The following is a 19911-nucleotide window of genomic DNA, read 5'->3' as shown; positions in this document are numbered from 1 at the left end:
CATAGGGAGCTCTCGGCCCGTAGCGATCGGGAGTAGGGCGAAGTAGACCTTTAAGGAACGAAAAACTTAAGAGATTTGCGGTATAGCTTCGCGAACGCATCCAGCTCAATCACATCAATCCGCCGTTCCCCCGACTCCATTCGAGACACCCGTGACTGCGGTATCCGCAGGGCCTTGGCCACGTCCGCCTGGGTCAGGCCGGCGGCTTGCCGGGCCTTGATCAGCCGCAGCAGGAACTCGCGGTAGGCGGGGGTATGCACACTTTGCATACCGTTGACGGACGCACTGGCGATTGGTTATGCAAACATTGCATATTCGATCGCCTCCCTGAGGGAAGGCACCAACCCCCTAGGAGGCTTCCGATGCGATTCGCCCTCACCACCTCGCTACTGATCACCCTGCTGACCTCCCAGGCCTCGGCCCAGACGAGAGTCTTCGAAGTGCCGGTGCCCGCACTCGACAGCGCCCGGTTTGAGCTGACGGTGGCCACCGATGGGGAAGTGTGGCTCCTTGGGCGGGGCGCTACCTCCGCCGTGCTCGTCAGAACCTCAGGGGCTCTCATTCGCGCATGGGTCGCCGCCACTGACAGCAGCTTCGCTCGACGTTTCACTGCGGCCATCGGGGAGCGGGTCACGACTGGAGCACCGGACCTCCGGAGCCTTGATGGCCTCTCTCGCCTGGGATGGGAGCGGTACACCCGACAGTCGGGCGATACCTATCGGATGTTTCTTTCCAGCGACGTGCGTACCTCGGGTGGTCCGGTCCTATCTCCCGTCACGTCGCAGCAATTCACCGAATTCATGAGGTCCATGCGACGGGCCCTCGCGATCAGCGATTCAGTCGTGGCGGCGCGTCGCTGAGGCGCGGTATGTGATTGGCGTTGTTCGTCATTGATCGAGGAAGGGCGCGATAGACTCTCGCGAGTGTCGTTGATTTGGCCGTTTCGGTGAGAAATCGATCAAATACCGAGGAAAACGCTACGAAAGTCGCCCTCAGAGCGCTCCAAGTCACAAGTATTTTGTCGATAACTTCCTCGCGATAAGTCCCGGAAATGGCGCAGGAAGTGGGTTTTGCTTTTAGAACGGGGTAATTCTTTTACGCAGTATAAAAGGCGCGAGCGCGAGGAACCGATTACCTACACTCGGGCGAAAGCGGTGGGGTGCATCGAGGACGCTCTTGGGCTGATCAGGCGCAGTCTTGGCACCCGTCCTTGCCACGCAAGCCCTCGAAACCTTCCTTGAACATGATCGGTGTCATTGCAAGCGCAGATACTGGATCGGCCCACCACCACCCCAGGAGTGCGTTCAGCCCGACGCCGACCAGGGCGATTGCTGACAGGTAGGCGCAAAGCGCGGTCTGAGTTGCGTCGGCCTGCAAGGCTTTGCTGGACAAGGCGCTCGCTACGGCGCGCTTCTGCCCGGTGAGCCAAGGCATCACGATCACAGAAACAGTCAAGAGCAGGAGCCCTACTGTGCTCCGGTCCGGTTCCTCGCGTGTGAGCAAGGCCGCGACAGCCTCGTATCCCACGTAGAGGGCCAGGGCGAGGAAACTGCTCCCGATAATCTTTCGGGTACGAAGCTCGACGTGCGCACGGCGAGACTCGTCGTGATCAATCCGGAGCCGCCACTGCGCCGCGCCGCTGGCGGTCACCTCTATGACACTATCGATTCCGAACCCGACGAGCGCAACGCTCCCGGCGATCACTCCGGCTGCGATAGCCACAACCGCCTCGACAGCGTTGTAGCCAAGGGTCAGGTAGTTGAGCGCTAGACCACGGCGCACGAGCGCAGGGCGATCCGGGGCGAGGTCGGACATACCGGAAGCTAGCCGGAACCGATGCCCGACTATGGCAGTCGAGCCCGGCGCGATCGGCCCAACCCCAATAGTGCGGTTGGTGTTAGAGTTCAGGATGCGCCGCCTCGCCGCCCTCGCCCTTTTGACCCTGCAGCTCTGGTCCCTCGCCGGGACTGCGCTCTGCTCGGCCGGCTGCGTGTCTGCGACGTCTGGTGGAGACCCGGACTGTCCCGATGCGGCCACCATGCATTCGCCGGCGACAAGCGCGGTTGGTGCAGGTAGCACGGTCGTGATGGCGGAGGCGAAAGTCACCGGGGTAACCGATTGTGCCCTTGGTGCCGGTTGCTCCAGCCTCGTGGTGAATGCCACAGCGATCTCGGCACTCGAGTTCAACGTCAGCCCATCCCAAGGCCTGGCTCGATGGACCCTCATCCTCCCGGTCAGCATCGAACGCTCCGCGCCACCCCTCCCACCTCCCAACGCCTGACCCTCTCCCAACAGTCCTGACCCTGCGGTAGCCGCTCAATTCACTGAGTTTGCTCACCGAGGGCTCCCTGCCGTCGCGGAGCGTTTGCTTCGCCGACGCACGACGCCGTTGTGATGAGGTCATTGTGCCCAAGATCCCGCGATTCCGATCGCAACGCCTGCTCCATGGTTCGCTGATCGTAACTCTCGCCTCGCTCCCTTGCGACGCCCTGCTGGCGCAGTCGTCGAGCGCGCCATCCGTCACCCTGCTCGATGTGGTGAACGCGGCGCTCTCGGACCACCCGACGCTCGCCGCCTCGCAGGCTCGACTGCGCGCGGCGGTGGGAGCTCGGTCAACAGCTGGGGCCCTCGGCAATCCTATGCTGATGGTTCAGCGCGAAAGCGGCCTTCAGCCGTCATCAGCCCTGAGCGGTGGGCGAGATGGAGAGACGATGGCCACGGCCACGCTGCCGCTGGATTTCCTCTATCAGCGCTCTTCACGCGTGGCGCAGGCGAACGCGGAGACTCGATCGCGCGAGGCCGGGGTCGCGACAACCCGAAACACACTACTGCTCAGCGCCGCTGGGGCCTATTACCGATCGGCGCTTGCCGAGGTCGATCTCACAGCCACACAGGCCCTCGGATCGTGGCTGGACTCCTTGGTGGGCTATCAGCGGTCGCGCGTCGCGGAGGGGGCAGCAGCAGGCGTCGACCTGCTTCGGTCCGAACTCGAGCGCGATCGCGTGCGTGTCGATATCGCGATGCTCAGCGCAGACGCAGCTCGCGCGCGTATCGAGCTGGGCAATTACCTCCGGGATGGGGCAGCTGCACAGGTAGCCCGGGTCGCCAACCCACCTGAGCATCCCTTTGACAGTGGCCTCCTTGGCCCCCCGACTTGGCAGGCACGACCGGAAATCACGGCGGCGCGTGAAAGACTCGCTGCTGCTGAAGCCGGAGTCTCGATTCAGCGGCGGCAGGTGATTCCGCAAGTCGATGCAACCGTGGGGCTCAAGCGGATTGTTGGAGTGAATTCCCTTGTCTCCGGCTTCTCGTTGCCGCTGCCACTCCTCAATCGCAACGGTGGCGAGATCGCCCGGGCACGAGCCGATCGTGATGAGATGGCCGCCGAACTTGCGTTGGCGGCTCGGGGCGCTGAAGTGGAGGCCGCTAGTGCAGCGGCATCAGCCCGCATTCTCTCCGAGCAGGTCGAGGCGTTCCTGCCACGGCCATCGATCGACTCGCTCGGCTATCTCGGGCGAGCCGAACAGGCGCGTCGGATTGCAATGGCGGCCTATCGGGAGGGTGGGACGTCCCTCGTGCAGCTTCTGGACGCCGCTCACGCCTGGACCGATGCCCGGATGGCCTTCTACCGCACGCTCTACGCTCAACACCTGAGCGTCATCGCACTGGTTGTGGCTCAGGGCGGCGACCTCTCTCTCACGATTCCCGGTCTGATTGCGCCTGCTGGCGCTCAGCGATAGGCGAGAACCCCTCATGCGATCTTCGATTGCCTGCCGTGCATTCCCCGCGATCCTCGCGACGCTCTCGCTCTCCTGCGGCTCAGCTGAGCGCAAACCCGATCCGGCTGTTTCGGACTCGGCGGCTGCGAAGGCCGCCGCTGAAATGGCGGCGATGCCCGGGATGGGCGCACAGGACAGTGGCGCTGCGACATCGGACACCGTGAGCCTCACAGCTGCGCAGGTTGCCCACGGCAATGTGCGTTGGGGGCAGGCCACCCCTGCAACCATTGTGGGGAGCGTCACAATTCCGGGTGAGGTGGTCCCCAATGAGGATCGCACGGCGCGACTCGGCGCGCCGGCGCGTGGCCGAGTGGTCACCGTCCACGTTACCCAAGGGGATCGGGTGCGGCGTGGGTCGCCTCTCGTCACCCTTGAGAGCGCAGAGGCCGGTGCAGCACAATCCGACCTCGCGAAGGCCAAGGCACAGCTGAGTTCTGCACAGGCGCAGGCCTCGTATGCTGCCAGCGCTCGCGCGCGAGCAGAGCGACTGCTTTCGCTAACTGCCATCCCTCGACAGGAGCTGGAGCGTGCGGTGGCCGACGATTCGTTGGCCCAGGCAATGTTGCACCAGGCAGAGTCCGAACTGCTCCGCGCGCAATCGGCCGCCCGAGCCATCGGGGCAGATGAAGCGTCCCCGGGCAGGATGGTGCTCCGATCGCCAGTCGATGGCGTGGTGCTGCTGCGGACGGCGGTGCCGGGCTCCGTTGTTGAGGCGGGAGCTCCGCTTGCAGCGGTCTCCGACCTGACGACCCTTTGGGTGACGGCTTCAGCTCCTGAGGGGCTGAGCGACATCCGTCGGGGTGCTGCGATTCGCTTTTCTGTCCCGGCGATTCCAGGCGAGAGCTTCAACGGGAAGATAGAAGCAGTCGGCCCCGGGCTTGATGCTGCGACGCGAACGCTTCCCTTGCGCGCCTCCGTCAACAATCGGGATGGTCGCTTGCGACCCGAGATGCTCGCCACCATCACAGTCGACGGTACCAGCCACGGCGAAGGAGTCTCGCTCCCGGATGATGCTGTTCAACTCCTTGCCGGGCGGACGGCTGTCTTCGTCGTGACGCCCGACGGTAAGGGAGGCGCGCAGTTCGCTGCCCGAACGGTGGTGGTGGCATCACGAAGCGGCGGCAAGGCGGTGGTTGCGACTGGGCTCGCGGCGAGTGACATCGTGGTGCTGCACGGCGCGTTTGCCGTGAAGGCGCAGCTCCAGAAGGGCAGCATGCCCGACATGGAGATGTGATCATGGGATCACTGATCGATCGGCTCATCCACCTCTCGCTGCGACATCGGGTCGGCGTGGCGATAGCTGCTGCCGTCGTGGTCGTCGCAGGTGGCTGGGCCTTCGCCACGCTGAATACCGACGCCTTCCCTGATCTGACTCCGAATCAGGTTCTGGTCATGACGACGGTGCCGGGACTCTCGCCGGTCGAGGTGGAGCAGCAGGTCACCTACCCGATGGAAATCGCGATGCTCGGCCTCCCGCGTACCCTAGGGGTGCGATCCGAGTCAAAGGTGGGGCTCTCGGTGGTCACGGTGACCTTCGAGGACAAGGTCGATTTCTACTTCGCGCGCGCGCAGGTCCAACAGCGGATGCAGGATGCGCGAATGTCGTTGCCTGAAGCCGCCGAGCCGATGCTGGGGCCCCCAGCCACCGCGATGGGCGAAGTGTTCCAGTACCTGGTTGAGGCCGATTCCACCGGAAGTCCAGCCGCCGACAGTCTTCGGCTGCTGCAACTGACGAATGTGCAGGAGTACATCATCCGGCCGCTGCTCCGGACAGTCCCTGGGGTGGCGGACGTCAACAGCTGGGGCGGAATGACCCAGCAGTTCGAAGTGCTTGCGGACCCCACCAGGCTTGCCGGATACAACGTCACGCTGGCCGACCTCGAGCGGGCACTTGCCGACAACAATGCCAACTTCGGCGGCGGCTATGTCGAGGACCGTGGTGAGCGGTTCACACTGCGGGGGCTCGGGCGCATTGCCGATACGACTGACATTGGCAACGTGGTGTTGAGGACAGGAGTGAGTGCGACACCAGTTTATGTGCGAGATGTCGCGCGGGTGGTTGTTGGGCCAGGCAGGCGATACGGTGCGGTCACTCGCGATGGCCACGGCGAAGCCCTCTCGGCGGCGATCCTGATGCTCAAGGGATCGAACGGACGCGAGGTCGTTCAGCGAGTGCGCGCTCGTCTGGAGGAGATCAAGCCTCTCCTCCCCGAGGGAGCGCGGATTCGGCCGTTCTACAGCCAGGGCGATGTCGTCGATCGAACGACGCAGACAGTGTTCCGGAACCTGCTGGAAGGCGCACTCCTGGTGGTGCTGGTGTTGTTGCTATTCCTTCGCAACCTGCGCGCGTCCCTCTTGACGGCATCCGTCATTCCGTTGTCGCTGCTGATCGCCTTCCTTGCGATGCGTTACGGCGGGATGACTGCCAATTTGATGAGTCTCGGCGCGCTCGATTTCGGGCTCCTCGTCGATGCCTCGGTAGTCGTTATCGAGAATATCGTCCGACGGTTGCGGAGCGAACCCGGAGCTTCGGAGGCTCGCCGTGCCGAACTGGTCGCGGAAGCCACGACTGAGGTGGGTCGGCCGGTGGTGTTCGGAGTGATGATCATCCTCGCGGTGTATCTCCCGGTTGGTGCGCTCGAGGGACTCGAGCGCAAGATGTTCATCCCGATGGCGTTCACCGTCTGCGCCGCCGTACTAGGTTCGCTGTTTCTCGCACTTACCTACGTGCCGGCGATCGCCGCGTCGATCCTGACTCCGGAGCGCCTTGGCCTTGGCGCATCATCCTCGCACGCTGAGGATACCGGCTGGTTCCTGACACTCCGAAGCCGCTATCAGCGCGTGCTCGACCAGGCGCTGGCCCGTCCGAAGCGCGTAGTGGCCGGTGCGGTATGCCTCCTCGCGATAGCGCTCGCCTCGGTTCCGTTCCTCGGGTCCGAGTTCATGCCCAAGCTCGATGAAGGGTCGCTCCTGATCGAAACGCGGCGCATTCCGAGTACGTCGTTGCCACAGGGAGTAGCGATCTCGGGTGAGGTGGAGCGAGTTCTCAGGAAGTTTCCAGAAGTCGCGAGCGTGGTCACGAACCTCGGGCGTCCCCACGAGGCCACAGAAACGATGGCGCTCTTCCAGGGCGACGTATATCTCCTCTTGAAGCCCCGGCGCGATTGGCAGGTGGCATCGCTCGACGATCTCATTGCCGCAATGGATTCTGCGCTCGCCGATGTGCCTGGGCTGGAGTACGAATTCAGCGCACCGATGCGAATGCGGCTTGCCGAGGTAGTCTCCGGGGTGAAGACCGACCTGGGTGTCAAGCTTTTCGGCGATTCATTGCCACTGCTGGAGGCCAAGGCCGAGGAGGTTCGTGCCGTGGTGGAAGGCATCCGTGGTGCGGAGGATGTCTCGGTGGGCGTCGGGGCAGGGGCAATGCAACTCGAGGTGGAGCTCGATCGTTCGGCCATCGCACGGTACAGCCTCAATGTCTCCGATGTGCAGCAAGCAGTGGAAACTGGTGTCGGAGGTGCCGAGGCTTCGGAGGTGATCGACGGCCGCCGTCGCTTTCCAATAGTCGTGCGGCTGGACGCCCCCTTCAGGGGAACGCCGGAGGCGGTCGGGCAGACGCTGGTGCGGACTCCAGCGGGCGGGACGGTCACACTTTCCCAGGTCGCCAAGGTGCGGACGGTCGAGGGCCCTGAAGCCATCAACCACGAAGGTGGGCAGCGCTTTGTCGTGGTTCAGGCGAACGTACGCGGTCGCGACCTGGGCTCGTTTGTGACGGAGGTTCAGCAGGTCATCGGCAACAGAGTGAAGCTGCCGGCCGGCTATTACGCGGAATACGGCGGGCAATTCGAGAACCAGGCACGCGCGACCAAGCGGCTGGCCCTGATCGTGCCGATCGTGCTGCTTGTGATCGCTGCTCTTCTCTACGCTTCGTTCGGCTCGCTCAGGCCGGCGCTGCTCGTGATGCTGAACGTGCCCTTCGCGCTCGTGGGAGGGATCGCAGCGCTCTGGTTGCGTGGTTTGCACCTGAATCTCAGCGCACTCGTGGGGATGATCGCGGTGTTCGGGGTGGCAATTCTGAATGGTCTGGTTCTGGTGAGCTATGCCAACCAGTTGCGGTCAGCGGGCGCGTCGGCGCTCACCGCGATGCGGGAGGCTGCGTCGGTGCGGCTTCGACCCGTCCTGGCCACGGCAACGGTGGCATCGGTAGGCTTCTTGCCGATGGCGCTCTCTCACGCGTCGGGGGCGGAGGTGCAGAGGCCGTTGGCGACGGTGGTCATCGGCGGCGTGGTGTCATCAACGCTGTTGACCTTGCTGGTCCTACCCACCGTGTACGGCTGGCTAGCCCGCGCTGAAGGCGCGGCTGGCAGGAGCGCAATGAGTGACTCGGAGTGAAGTGATCCAGCGGCGCATTCTCCTGACTCTGCTGGCGCTGAATGGGGGAATGTTCGTGCTGGAGATCCTCGTTGGCTGGGCCGCGGAGTCGATGGGGCTTGTTGCCGATGGGCTCGATATGGGTGCAGATGCCGCGGTCTATCTTCTTGCACTCCTCGCGATCGGTGCATCTCCAATGAAGAAAATACGCGCTGCACGATTCGCGGGGCGCGTCCAACTTCTGCTTGGCGGCATAGCGATACTGGAAGTGGGGCGACGATGGCTCGTTGGTAGTGCACCCGAGCCTCGGGTAATGATCGGTGTCTCCCTATTGGCGCTCGCGGTTAATGCCGTATGTCTCGTCCTTCTCCACAAGCACCGCGAGGGCGAAGTCCATCTGCAAGCGGCCTGGCTCTTCTCGGCCACTGATATTCAGGCAAACCTTGGCGTTCTGGTCGCGGGAATCCTCGTATCGCTTCTTGACTCGGCGGTTCCTGACCTTCTCATCGGCCTGGTTGTCTGCTGGCTCGTCTTCCGGGGGGCGCTCCGCATCCGGAAGCGGGTTCGGCTTGCTGAGGCCGATTCCTGAGCAGCCGGCCGGGCCGCAGGTGGTTGAAACACGCAGCATTTCTTGACTTCGCCCGGCAGGGCCGGTAGGTATCCCTGATGCGTGACCGCCTGCTCTTCTTCCTGATGCTCTGCCTCCTCACGCCGATCGGGCCTGAGCTGGGGGAGTGGGCGTTCCATTTCGCGGGTGAAGGCGATTTCGTTCACGCCAGCGCCCCGAGCCACCCTGGCTCGATGCCAGAACCGGAGCACGGCTGCTCCACTACGCAGCACGTCTGCGGTTGCCACTCCGGGCTGTCGATCGTGCCCGATCGTCGCCTCATTGTGAGTTCGCCGACGACCCCACCAGCAACGCCTCCCGAAGCGCTCCCCTGTTCCATCGCCCCACAGGCTCATCCCGAGCCCGGACTGCGGCCTCCCATCATCTGATCTCCAGTACCTCGCGCCGAATCGTTCAGACCCACGCGTTGTATTAAGGAGATGCTATGCAGACCGGCACCCGGTATCGGTGCCTGCTGCGTGTTGTCCTGCTCCAGCTCTGCTGGATCGGGGTAGCCCGCGCAGCGCCATACCGCCGCACCCTCCCACCCGCTGTACCGGGTGGGCCAACGTACGTATCCGACACGCTTCGACTGACCCTCGAGGGCGCTCTCGCCCGAGCGCGTCGCGACAATCTCGAGCTGCGCTCCGCGCGGCTCGACACGGCGATCGCGCTCGGGGTAGAACGCCAAGCCCGCCTCTGGCCTTTCAATCCAGTGGTCGACGCGCTCTCGGCAGGTGCCGCGGGCGGAGTGGACTATGGAGTGAGTCAAGAGGTTGAGTTTCCGGGAAAGGCCGGCCCGCGTCGTACGGCTGCCCGTGAGGGTGTCGCGCGCGCTCGTGCTGCCAGCGCCAACGCGGAACGACTGACCCTTGGAAATGCGGCGCGCGGGTTCTATCGACTGGTCGCTGCCGGCCGTCGTCGCGAGGTCGCTGCCGAAGTACTCCAGCTGAACCAGCGGCTCGCGGACGCAGTCACGCGACAGCTTGCCGAAGGTGAAGTCAACCGAATCACCTACAACCTCGCGGCCATCGAGCTCGGTCGGTCACGTTCCAACCTGCTGAGCGCGCAGCGCGAGGAACGGATCGCTCGACTCGCTCTCGGTCACTTGCTCGGCATTTCTCCTACCGTTGAGATAGTGCCTGACGTGAACAACGAGTCGGACCTGAATCTCGACCTGCTGCCACCGGACTCCTTGGCCCAGGTCGTCACACCTGCGGACACCTTCGATGTAGTACAGCTAATCGCCGTTGCACTCAGCCGTCGCCCCGACCTGACTGAACGCACGGCCGCCGCTCGGCAGGCGAGTGCCAACGCCGCTGGCAGCCGGCGTGCGGCGCTGCCGAACCTCCTGCTTCGACTAACATCGGAAGAGATCGGTCCTGGAGAACGGACCCTGCGGCCCGGTGTCGGAATAGCCGTTCCGCTCTTCAATCGGAACCAGGGCGATGCGAGCGCCTTTGCGGCTGCTGCGACGCAGGCCGAACAGGACAGCAGGGCCATTGCAGCACGGGTGGCGGTGGAAATCGAGGGAGCTGTGGCTGACTATGTGGCGGCGGCCGCCGAGGTGGCCACACTACGCAGCACGGTGCTTCGCGCTGGCCGCCAGAATCGCGAGTTGTCGGAAACCGCCTATCGCGAAGGTAAAATCGGACTCCCCGAAATCCTCCTCATTCGCAATCAGGCGATCAGTGCTGAACTCGACTACTGGTCGGCGTGGCTCGCCGAGCGCGAAGCGCGTGTCACGCTCGCCGAGGCCACCGGCCAAGACCTATTCCCCAGCAGTGCAGGAGTTCCATGATGCAGGACTCTACCGAGAAGGGAACCACTTCGGCGCGCCTGCTCTGGGGTGCTGGAAGCGTGACGGTACTCATTGCGGGATACCTGTTGCTCCGAAAGCCTGCGGCACCTCCTGTGGTACCAGAACCCCAGGCCCCCGCACTGGATAGCGCTGTAGTGCTCGACACCACAGCACAGCGGCTCGCCGGAATCGTCATCGACAGCGTAAGGCTCATCGCCGGGACTGCACTCTCAGCGAATGGTGTCATCACCTTCGATGCGAACCGGGTGTCGGCGGTTGGATCGCGAGTCGAGGGGAGGGTGGCCACAATCAATGCCGATCTGGGGAGTGAAGTTCGCTCAGGGACGGTGTTGGCCACGATTGAAAGTTCGGAGATCGGTGAGATGCGGGGTGACGTCGAGCGCGCGCGAGTGCGGCGTTCGGTCGCGCAGCGCAACTTCGAGCGTGAGGAGCGACTCTTCAAGCAGCAGATTTCTTCGCAGAAGGAGATGCTCGAGGCGGAAGGGGAATTTCGGACGGCCGAGGCCGACTACAACAGTGCCGTCGTTCGACTTGAGGCAGTCGGTGCGGATGTCAACGGGAAGGGCTCTTCCTTCGGATTGCGGACACCCGTCGCTGGCGTGGTGGTCGAGCGCAACGCGACGCCTGGACAACTGACCGGCCCATCTTCCAACCTCTTCACCGTTGCCGATCTTCGGCACGTCTGGATCACGGTGGATGTGTATGAGCGTGACTATGCTCGCATCAAGCAACGGGCTGCCGTCACGGTCACTCCGAGCGCACTCCCCGACGACACGTTCGAAGGACGTGTCACCTACTCCGGCGGGGTGATGGATCCGACCAGCCGCACGTTCAAAGTGCGGGTGGAGGTCGAAAACCCGAAGCATCGATTGCGCCCCGGGATGTTCGCTTCGGTCGTGATTGCTACCCCCAATAATGCGCAGGGAGCGGAGATGCTCGCGGTGCCGGAAGCCGCGATTCAGGACCTGAATGGCCAGCCGGTAGTATTCGTCGTCGGCAGCCAGCCCGGTCGCTTCATGGTCCGGCGCGTCCTCCCCGGAAAATCGGTCGGCGGTGGGTTGATCACTGTGACGCAAGGTCTCGAGCGCGGTGACCGCATCGTCACCACGGGTGCATTCCAGTTGAAGTCGGAACTGCTCAAGTCGACTTTCGCCGGAGACGAGTGAGATGATTGACCGGATCATTTCTTTCTCGTTGCACAACCGGCTGCTCATCGTTCTGATGATGCTCGGAATCATCGGGGGTGGGTACGTCGCCCTCCGTGGGCTGCCGATCGATGCTTTCCCTGACGTTTCGCCGGTTCTCGTGCAAATCAGCACCGAGTCCCCTGGGCTGGCTCCAGAGGAGGTCGAGCGCCTTATCACCTATCCGGTCGAGGTCGCGATGAACGGCCTGCCGGGGGTGGAGCAGGTGAAATCGATCTCCGCGTTCGGAATCTCCCAAGTGAGCGTGTACTTCCGCGACAACGTCGACATCTACTTCGCCCGGCAGTTGGCGCTCGAGCGGCTCACAGCGGCTCGAGAGCAGATCCCGCCTGGCTTGGGCGACCCGGCGCTCGGCGCAATTACCACCGGCCTCGGTCAGGTGTACCAGTACGTGCTTCGTGGTGACGGCCGGTCGACGGTCGACCTAAGGAGCGATCAGGACTGGATCGTGAAGTACAACCTTCGCGGCGTGCCGGGCGTGACCGATGTGCTCTCATTCGGTGGTGATGTCAAGCAATATCAGGTTCGCATTGACCCGCGTGCGCTCCTGCAGCATCGACTCACCCTGTCGGACGTTCGCCAGGCTGTATCAGCGAACAACCGGAACGTCGGCGGCGGCTACATCACGCGTGGGCCGGAGGAACTGCTGATCCGGGGCGTCGGCCTTGTGGAAGACCTCACTGATCTCGGCAATATCATCGTGGCAGAGCGGGGCGGCAGTCCGGTGTATCTCCGCGATCTCGGAGAGCTCGTCCTTGGCCCGGAGGTCAGGCGCGGCGCGGTGACGTCCGATGGAAAGGGCGAGGTGGTAACCGGCATCGTCCTGAAGCGAATCTACGAGAACACATCCGATGTGATTCGCGCCGTCAAAGCCAAGGTTGAACAAATCAACAAGTCGTTGCCAAAGGGAACCCGGATCGAGCCGTACTATGACCAGTCGGAGCTGGTCGAGCGCGCAGTGAGCACCGTGCGGGATGCTCTCCTGGAAGGCGCGGTCCTGATCGTCGTCATTCTCTTTCTCTTTCTTGGCAACGTCCGGAGCGCGCTCATTGTCGCCTCGATGCTGCCGCTTTCGTTGCTGCTGGCCTTCGCCTTGATGCGGTACGCAGGAATAAGTGCAAACCTGATGAGCCTGGGTGGGCTCGCCATCGCGATCGGTATGATGGTCGACGGCGGAGTCGTGATGGTCGAAAATATCTACCGTCATCTCTCCGAGGAGGCGGCCCACCCTACCGCCTGGTCGGGTGCTGGCCCGGATCGCCCGCCCCAGGCCGCTGGGGAGTCAAAGGGACACCAGATCTTGCGGGCCGCTCGGGAAGTGGGCCGACCGGTGGTGTTCGCCATTGCGATCATCATTCTGGTGTTTCTCCCGCTCTTCACTCTGGAAGGCGTGGAAGGAAAGATGTTTCGGCCGATGGCATTTTCGATCGCGTTCGCAATGCTCGCGTCGATGATTCTCTCGCTCACCGTGATCCCAGTGCTGTCAGCGTTCTTCCTCAAGGGGGGAAGTGAGGAGGACACCTGGATCATGCGGGTCCTCAAACGCCCTTACCTGCCGATGCTCGGCTGGGCGCTCGACAATCGCAAACGCCTGCTGTTTGGTGCTGTTGCGGCCCTCGGGATCAGTCTGGCCGCCGTGCCGTTCATCGGTACCGAGTTCGTACCCGCCCTCGAGGAGGGCTCAATTCTCTATCGGGCCACATTGGCACCCTCGGCCGGACTTGATGAGGGCATCCGCACAGCGTCGACATTGGAGACACTTGCGAAAGGCTTCTCGGAGGTCGACCGGGTTGTCTCCAAGATCGGCCGGGCGGAAGCTGGAGGCGATCCCGAGCCGGTGAACAACATCGAGGCGATCGTGACACTTCGGCCCGAAGCGGAATGGAAGTCGGGTCGCAGCAAGGCCGAACTGGTTGAGGCGATGGAAGCCAGCTTTGCCAAGCTGCCTGGCGTCGCAATGAACTTTACCCAGCCGATCGCGAACCGCGTTGATGAACTGCTCAGCGGCGTCAAGGCGCAGCTGGCGATTCAGCTCTTTGGCGATGACCTGGACAAGCTCGTGAACACGGCGCAAGCAATCGAGCGCACCGTCAAGGGTGTCCCCGGTGCAGCCGACGTCCAGACCGAGCAGGTCACCGGCCAGCCGCAAGTCCAGATCCGGATCGACCGAGGGGCAATTTCGCGGCACGGAATAAACGTCGACGACGTGCAGGAGGCGCTGGAGCTTGCGGTGGGCGGGGAGAACGTTGGGCAGGTCTTCGAAGGAGTCCGGCGCTTCGATATCACGGTCCGACTCAAGGAGGAGTTCCGCCTCGACGTCGAGGCGATTTCGAATCTCCTGGTGCCGACGCCCAGCGGCGAGGCACACATCCCGTTGCGGCAACTCGCCGATATCCGGACAGTCACTGGGCCCAAGCAGATCAGTCACCAGGACGGGCAGCGACGGATCGTCATTCAGCTGAATGTCCGGGGCCGGGATATGGGTGGCTTTGTTGCCGAGGCGCAGCAGCGAATCGCGTCAGGCGTCACCCTCCCGACCGGTTACTTCCTGAGCTGGGGTGGTCAATTCGAGAATCAGCAGCGGGCGATGAAGCGGTTGGCGATCATCGTTCCCATCACGATCGGACTGATCTACCTGCTTCTCTTCGCCAGTTTTGGTTCCTTGAGACAAGCGGCGCTGATCATCCTGAACGTCCCTTTCGCGCTTATCGGAGGGATCGGCGGACTGATTGTCTCCCGTCAGTACCTCTCCGTTCCGGCTTCAGTTGGTTTCATCGCGCTCTTCGGTGTCGCGGTCCTGAACGGCGTCGTGTTGGTGTCCTATATCAACTCTCTTCGAGCTGAGGGACGCAGCATTCGAGATGCGGTTTACACCGGAACCGTCCTGCGATTCCGTCCCGTGCTGATGACGGCCACGGTGGCAATCCTCGGATTGCTCCCGCTGCTATTCTCGAGCGGGGCAGGGTCCGAGGTCCAGCGACCGCTTGCTGCGGTGGTGGTCGGTGGGCTGTTGACGTCAACAGTGCTGACGCTATTGCTTCTCCCGGCACTCTACGGCTGGTTCGAGGGATCAACCAATGACAACTGAAACCCCCAGCAGGGATCTCTGGCTCGTGGTGGCGATGGTGCAACCGTTCAAGGTTGACGTCATCGTGCTCACGCTAGCTCGGCACCCGGCCTACGATGGGATGACGCTGACTGATTGCCGTGGACTCCCTACCATTGCCGGTCGCGGGAGTGCAGCCCGCGGGGAAGAGGATGAGCCTCAGCCGCGAACGAGGCTTGAGCTTCTTGTGACTGGCCGTGTGCAGGCGGAGGCAATCGCGGATGCCATCGCCCACGCGGCCCACACGGGCCGCTACGGTGATGGAAAAGTGCTGATCCTGCCGGTACAGGAGAGCATCTCGATTCGTGAATTCCTCCCCGGAGTGGATGCTGTATGAGCACAACCCTCAAGGTACGAATCGACATCCCGGTGCTACTCCCGGACCTCCCCGATGCCCGCGACGCGTGTGTTGAACGACTGACGACGATGTTGGCGTCGTATCAGGGCGTGTCACAGGCGCACGTCGGTTCGGTCGACTCGGAGGATGAATCGACGCCGGGAAATGTGCTCTGTCTGCACTATGACCCGGACGTCATTACGCTGGCCAGACTTCACGACCTCGCTCGCTCCACTGGAGCAGTCCTGACCGCGCGTTTCGGTCACGAGGTATTCTCGGTTCGCGTCATCGGCAGCGAAGATAGCGGGCGAGGTATGGAGCAGAAGCTCCGTTCGCTCACCGGTGTGGTCAGCGCCTCGGTCAATTTGCCCGCGCAGCGCGTCCAGGTGGAATGGGATCGAGAGCTCGTAACTGACGAGGTGGTGCAGCAGGCGGTTGAGTCACTTGGTACAGGCGCGCCGACGCCGGTCGCGGGCAACAGCTGTTGTGGGCCTCGTGACCCGGCTCCACCTGCCGCCTCGTGGTATCGTCGCAATCAGGAGCTGGTCTGGAGTCTGATCGCGCTTTCGGCCCTTGCATTGGCCTGGGGAGGGGAGCGGTGGCTCGCCTTGCCGCGTACCGCAGCTCTCGCTCTCTACCTGACAGCCTACGCCTTTGGTGCGTGGGACCTCACGCGACACTGGGTGACTGCTCTGCGACGCGGGCAGCTGTCCTTTGATATCGACCTGTTGATGCTGGTGGCGGCCCTTGGTGCTGCTGTTCTGGGGCAATGGGCTGAAGGTGCCTTCCTGCTTGGGCTCTTCTCCCTGGCACACGCATTAGAGCACTACGCTAACGATCGTGCTCGCCGGGCAATCTCGGCCCTCGCCGACTTGGCTCCATCGACGGCCCGCGTTCGGCGCGGTGACTCGATCGCCGAGGTAGCGGTGGAATCCGTTGCCGTCGGCGAAATTGTGCTAGTGCGTCCCGGGGAGCGAATTCCGGTTGACGGCGATGTGGCCAGCGGTTCCTCGGCCGTGAATCAGGCACCAATAACCGGTGAATCAGTGCCGGTTGAGAAGGCGGCCGGCGATCCCGTGTATGCAGGCACGGTGAATGGCGACGGGGCGATGGAAGTTGCCACCTCCAGGCGTGCTGGAGATCGCACACTCGATCGTGTGATCAAGTTGGTCGAGGAGGCGCAGACCCAGAAGGCACCGACCCAGAGATTTACCGAGCGCTTCGAGCGGGTCTTCGTGCCGGTGGTACTGATCGCTGACGTGCTCCTCATCGTGGTTCCAGCGCTCTTCGGCTGGTGGACATGGTCCGAGTCACTCTACCGCGGAATGTCATTGCTGGTCGCAGCGTCGCCGTGCGCCTTGGCTCTCGGCACCCCATCGGCGGTGCTCGCTGGCATTGCTCAGGCTGCACGTCACGGCGTGCTGGTCAAAGGCGGAATGCATCTCGAGAATCTCGGGATCATCCGGGCCTTGGCCTTCGACAAGACCGGTACTCTCACCGAGGGGAGGCCGGAGGTCACTGACGTACTCCCTTCCACTGGAGTCACCGCAGAGGAGTTGCTCGCGATCGCGGGGAGCGTCGAGACCGAGTCACAGCACCCCCTCGCCGCAGCAGTCGTGCGGCGCGCCTCCAAGGACGGGATTGCCCTCCAACAAGCCGGCGCGCTGGAGAGCGTCACCGGCCGGGGAGTTCGATCGTCGGTGGCGGGCGAGCGGGTCGAGATCGGCACCCTGAAACTGTGGCAGGACGGCGGCGTCACCGTGCCAGGAGAAATCGTCGAGAAAGTTGCTACGCTGCAGGCCGGCGGCCGCAGCATTGTCGTGATCCGAAAGGCTGAGAAGTGGCTAGGGGTGCTCGGGATCGCCGACCAACCTCGCAAGGGCGTTCGCGCCGTCCTCGACCGGCTTCGCGGACTCGGCGTTTCGCCGTTGGTGATGCTCACGGGTGACAACAAGGGCGTCGGCGACGCGATCGCTCGTGAGGTAGGCGTGGACGAGGTGCGCTCCGAACTGCTCCCGGAGGACAAGGTGGTCGCGGTCAAGGCGTTGCTCGCGACACACCGCTACGTCGCGATGATCGGCGACGGAGTGAACGATGCGCCCGCCCTGGCCCACGCCACCGTCGGCATTGCAATGGGGGGAATCGGCTCCGCGACAGCACTGGAGACTGCCGACGTGGCGCTGATGGGTGATGACCTCAGCACGCTCCCGTTTGCGATCGGTCTTTCGCGAGAATCGCGAAGGGTTATCCGTCAGAACCTGTATATCTCTCTCGGGACGATCGTATTGCTGATCCTCTCGACGAGTACGGGGCTCATCGGAATCGGTCTCGCTGTGGTTGGGCACGAGGGGAGTACGTTGCTGGTGATTGCCAATGCTTTGCGGTTGCTACGCTACAGGCGCGGGCTTCCGGTGCAGGCGCACTAATTCTTTGACGCAGTAAAAAGGGCGTGCGCGCGAGCGGCTGCGATCCGGAGCATTGCCACCGTCAGAACTTGGCGCGGCGCAATGAGACGGCGTTCAGCGCCACGATAATCGACGAGGCCGACATCAACAGCGCCGAAACCTCCGGACGCAATGACCAACCCAGCGATCGATAGAACACTCCGGCCGCCACCGGGATCGCCAGGATGTTGTACACGCTCGCCCAGACCAGGTTCTGTTTCATTTTGCGGACGGTGGCCTTGCTGAGGCGGACCGCTTTGGCAATGTCTGCCGGGTCGGACCGCATCAAGACGACCTGTGCTGCCTGGATTGCGACATCCGTGCCGGCCCCGATGGCAATGCCGATGTCGGACTGGGCGAGCGCCGGGGCGTCGTTGACGCCGTCACCCACCATCGCAGTGAACTGTCCGGCATCCTGCAGCTGCTTCACATAGCTGGCCTTTTGTTCCGGTCGCACCTCAGCGAATACCTTTTCGATTCCCACCTCAGCGGCGACTCGCTCCGCAACCGGGCGCAGGTCTCCACTCAAGAGTACGGGTGTAATTCCCATCTGACGGAGTTCCCGGATGGCACCGGCGGAACTTGGCCTGATGGCATCGGTGATGCCGATGACCCCGATCGCTCGGCCAGCGAGCGCCACATAGGTGATCGATCGACCAGCGGCGGCCAGCCGATCGGCGGCCTCGCGCACCGGCGCGAGGTCGATGCCATCCTGTTCGAGCAACTTCGCGTTACCGGTGAGCAGAATGTCATCGCCGAGACGGGCCTTCAGTCCGAAACCCGCAAGGTTTTCGACGTTCGTTGCAGGCTGCGCCGGCGTTGCTCTGCGCTCGGAGGCAGCAGTTGTGATGGCGAGAGAGAGTGGGTGGCTCGACTGGCCCGAAGCGGCGGCAGCCGCACTGAGCACGGACGCCTCATCGACGCCGGCTGCAGCGGCAACGTCGGTCACGCTTGGCTTTCCCTCGGTCAGGGTACCGGTCTTGTCGAGTACGATGGTCTGGATTCTGCTCACGCCCTCGAGTGTGGCAGCGTCCTTGATCAGGATGTTGTGCTTGGCACCGAGCCCCGTCGCAACAGCGACTGCCGTGGGTGTCGCGAGGCCCAAGGCGTCCGGGCAGGCGATGACCACCGCCGAGATCGCAAAGGTCAACGCCGTCAGAAACGGCTCGTCTGCCACAAAGCGCCAGCCCAGAAAGGTGAGTACTCCGGCTGACACCGCGACGACGACCAGGATCGCTGCCGCGCGGTCGGCAAGACGCTGACCCGGTGCCTTGGAATTCTGGGCGGTGGCCACGAGCGCCGCGATCTGGGCGAGCACGGTATCGCGACCGATCCTCGTCGCCCGCATTGTCACAGCTGCCGTGACATTGATTGACCCACCAACCACCGCATCACCGGAGTGTCTCGCCACCGGGACGCTCTCACCGGTCACCAATGCTTCATCAACGTCGGTGTTACCCTCTGTGAGTTCCCCATCGACGGGAATCTTGTCCCCAGGCCGGAGTCGGAGCAGATCCCCGGTCACTACTTCACTCGTCGGAACCTCGACCTCGTTCCCGTCACGTAACACACGAGCCATCGGTGGCACCAGGTCGAACAGCGCTCGGAGCGCATCGGAGGTGCCGCGACGGGACTTCATCTCCATCCAGTGACCGAACAGGACGAAGGTCACCAGCATCGTCGCCGCTTCGTAATAGGCGACGGGATAGCCGACGATGGTGAGGTAGACGCTGCTCAGGTACGCTGCGAGGACGCCAGTCGCAATCAGGACCGACATGTCGAGCTTTCGCTTCCTGAGGGCGTCGTAGCTGCCGACGATGAAAATCCAACCGCACCACCAGACGACGGGTGTCGCGAGGGCCAGCCCGAGCCAGCTGCTGAGCGGTGCCTCGACCAGCATGGGAACACCCGGCAGGTGCCCGGCCAACAGCGCCGTCGGGACGGTGAAGGCGAGCGCCACCCAGAACCGACGGCGCATATCCGATTCCATCGCCTTCGCGTGCGATGGATCCGCCATCATCGCCGCATGGTCGTGTCGGGCAGTTGTTCCTCCCGATGGTGCGGAGGCACCGTGCTGATGATGTGAGGTCGCGGTCATTTCTCGTAGGTCCTCAGGTGGACGCATTGGTAGAGTCGTCACTGCGATACGGCAAAACTACTCCCCTTGGGAGGTGCAGCTTTGCGGCCGCCTGCACACACGACGGCATCGGAAAGATGCACTGGCGTGTGGCCCGGAGAAC

Annotated in this window: 15 protein-coding genes; 12 read left to right on the top strand and 3 right to left on the bottom strand. The window is 63.4% G+C overall.

Annotated elements, in window-relative coordinates; genetic code table 11:
• Positions 1-50: 50 nt before the first annotated feature.
• Entirely contained in the window at positions 51-260 is a 210-nt protein-coding gene (locus V4558_04060) for a helix-turn-helix transcriptional regulator (protein MES2304653.1), read from the bottom strand.
• A 102-nt stretch (positions 261-362) separates the two neighbouring features.
• Here V4558_04060 and V4558_04055 point away from each other — a divergent pair, with 102 nt between their 5' ends.
• Positions 363-860 (top strand): hypothetical protein, encoded by a 498-nt coding sequence (locus V4558_04055; GenBank protein ID MES2304652.1) that lies wholly within the window; start codon positions 363-365, stop codon positions 858-860.
• 325 nt (positions 861-1185) lie between these two features.
• On the opposite strand, the gene V4558_04050 is transcribed toward V4558_04055, so the two are convergent.
• On the bottom strand, positions 1186-1815 hold the full coding sequence (locus tag V4558_04050; GenBank protein ID MES2304651.1) for a cation transporter: 630 nt from the start codon (positions 1813-1815) through the stop codon (positions 1186-1188).
• Positions 1816-1909: 94 nt separating this feature from the next.
• Here V4558_04050 and V4558_04045 point away from each other — a divergent pair, with 94 nt between their 5' ends.
• The 11 genes from V4558_04045 (at position 1910) to V4558_03995 (ending at position 17653) form a co-directional block, all read left to right on the top strand.
• Positions 1910-2281 (top strand): hypothetical protein, encoded by a 372-nt coding sequence (locus V4558_04045; protein MES2304650.1) that lies wholly within the window; start codon positions 1910-1912, stop codon positions 2279-2281.
• 124 nt (positions 2282-2405) lie between these two features.
• Positions 2406-3740: a TolC family protein gene (locus tag V4558_04040; GenBank protein ID MES2304649.1), complete on the top strand. Its 1335-nt coding sequence runs from the start codon at positions 2406-2408 to the stop codon at positions 3738-3740.
• Between the two features lie 13 nt (positions 3741-3753).
• Positions 3754-5013: an efflux RND transporter periplasmic adaptor subunit gene (locus V4558_04035; GenBank protein MES2304648.1), complete on the top strand. Its 1260-nt coding sequence runs from the start codon at positions 3754-3756 to the stop codon at positions 5011-5013.
• Between the two features lie 2 nt (positions 5014-5015).
• Complete coding sequence (locus tag V4558_04030; protein ID MES2304647.1) at positions 5016-8171, top strand: CusA/CzcA family heavy metal efflux RND transporter; 3156 nt, start codon at positions 5016-5018, stop codon at positions 8169-8171.
• Positions 8158-8739 carry a cation transporter gene (locus V4558_04025; GenBank protein ID MES2304646.1) on the top strand — a complete coding sequence of 194 codons (582 nt, stop codon included), beginning with the start codon at positions 8158-8160 and terminating at the stop codon, positions 8737-8739. The genes V4558_04030 and V4558_04025 overlap by 14 nt, the downstream gene beginning before the upstream one ends.
• 77 nt (positions 8740-8816) lie before the next feature.
• Positions 8817-9146: a hypothetical protein gene (locus tag V4558_04020; protein ID MES2304645.1), complete on the top strand. Its 330-nt coding sequence runs from the start codon at positions 8817-8819 to the stop codon at positions 9144-9146.
• A gap of 56 nt (positions 9147-9202) precedes the next feature.
• A complete protein-coding gene (locus tag V4558_04015) occupies positions 9203-10558 on the top strand; it encodes a TolC family protein (GenBank protein MES2304644.1) in 1356 nt (451 codons plus the stop codon).
• Positions 10558-11745 (top strand): efflux RND transporter periplasmic adaptor subunit, encoded by a 1188-nt coding sequence (locus V4558_04010; GenBank protein ID MES2304643.1) that lies wholly within the window; start codon positions 10558-10560, stop codon positions 11743-11745. The genes V4558_04015 and V4558_04010 overlap by 1 nt, the downstream gene beginning before the upstream one ends.
• 1 nt (position 11746) lies before the next feature.
• Entirely contained in the window at positions 11747-14872 is a 3126-nt protein-coding gene (locus tag V4558_04005; GenBank protein ID MES2304642.1) for an efflux RND transporter permease subunit, read from the top strand.
• Positions 14862-15227: a P-II family nitrogen regulator gene (locus tag V4558_04000; GenBank protein MES2304641.1), complete on the top strand. Its 366-nt coding sequence runs from the start codon at positions 14862-14864 to the stop codon at positions 15225-15227. Before V4558_04005 ends, V4558_04000 begins: the two co-directional genes overlap by 11 nt.
• Positions 15224-17653, top strand: a complete 2430-nt coding sequence (locus V4558_03995) for a heavy metal translocating P-type ATPase (protein MES2304640.1) — start codon at positions 15224-15226, stop codon at positions 17651-17653. Before V4558_04000 ends, V4558_03995 begins: the two co-directional genes overlap by 4 nt.
• Before the next feature lie 61 nt (positions 17654-17714).
• On the opposite strand, the gene V4558_03990 is transcribed toward V4558_03995, so the two are convergent.
• Entirely contained in the window at positions 17715-19691 is a 1977-nt protein-coding gene (locus tag V4558_03990) for a copper-translocating P-type ATPase (GenBank protein ID MES2304639.1), read from the bottom strand.
• Positions 19692-19911: the final 220 nt, after the last annotated feature.

The organism is Gemmatimonadota bacterium, from assembly GCA_040388535.1.
Taxonomy (GTDB): domain Bacteria; phylum Gemmatimonadota; class Gemmatimonadetes; order Gemmatimonadales; family GWC2-71-9; genus Palsa-1233.
This window is presented reverse-complemented; position numbering and strand designations above follow the sequence as displayed.